The organism is Pseudomonas brassicae (assembly GCF_010671725.1).
Classification (GTDB): domain Bacteria; phylum Pseudomonadota; class Gammaproteobacteria; order Pseudomonadales; family Pseudomonadaceae; genus Aquipseudomonas; species Aquipseudomonas brassicae.
Genome location: NZ_JAAHBU010000624.1, coordinates 1 through 923 on the forward strand (window position 1 = coordinate 1; position 923 = coordinate 923).

At 69.1% G+C, this 923-nt stretch carries 1 protein-coding gene; it reads right to left on the bottom strand.

Features of this window, described 5'->3' with window-relative positions; all coding sequences use genetic code 11:
* Positions 1 to 144: 144 nt before the first annotated feature.
* Positions 145 to 923: DUF3482 domain-containing protein (locus G3436_RS26720; protein ID WP_163951351.1), on the bottom strand; the 779-nt coding region annotated here is incomplete at its 5' end.

The window sequence follows — 923 nt, forward strand, 5'->3', positions numbered from 1 at the left end:
GCTGCCGCAGGTGGAGGTGTCGGTGGAGATCGGCACATTGCCTGCTGATGCGTGAGCAGGGCTCGACCACGCGCCGGCCCACCGAGCGGATGCTGGGGGAGGCCGGGGTGAGCGGCGCCAGGCGCGCTTGCCAGCGAAGGGGCCCTAAAGCTCCTGCACCAGACTGTCGATCTGCTCCTGGCGTTCGGACTGGTTCAACCTGGCCCCCGGGTTCAGCGACGACCACTGCGGATGCGCGCGTGCCTTGTGCAGCGCCTCCGGCAGTTTGCCTTCACGCCAACCCTTGTCGGTCGGCAACTCCAGCTTGATACGCTGCGTGGCCGCGTGCCCGCGGCTGTCCAGTGCCTGCAACAACTGGCGCTGACGCAACGCCAGCAACCGCAGCACCCCATCATCCACGGTCAGTTCATGCTGCCCCTTGAACTTGCCCAGCAGGCGCGCGCCATAGCTGCGCGCCGTCTGCACCGCACCGCCAGCGATCGCCCCGGCCAGCGCGGCCGCGCCCAACGTCAGCCCACCCACCAGCAGGTCGACACCGGCACCCGCTGCCGCACCGGCGGCCACCCCGCTGCCCAACCGCACACCCAGCAGCTTGAGCGTCTCGGGGTTGAACAGGTCATCACCCCAGCGCCCGTCCAGCAGCGGCAGTTCACCAGTATTGGCGTCGTCCTGGCGAAACGCATACAGCTTCAGCAACGCCTCGACGCAGCGCTGTTCACGCTGGCGGATCACCTGGTGCAGATGGCTGATCGCCGCCGCCTCTTCAGCCGGCTTGGCCACCACGCTGCGCCGGCAGGCCGCACAGTCCAGCAGCAGTTCGGCAATCAACCGCTTGCCACTGTGCTGGCGTGCCACGCGCTGGGCCTGCTGGTCGTCGATCAGCCGCTGCAAGGCCGGGCGCGCGTGCTCCAGCAGCAGCGCCA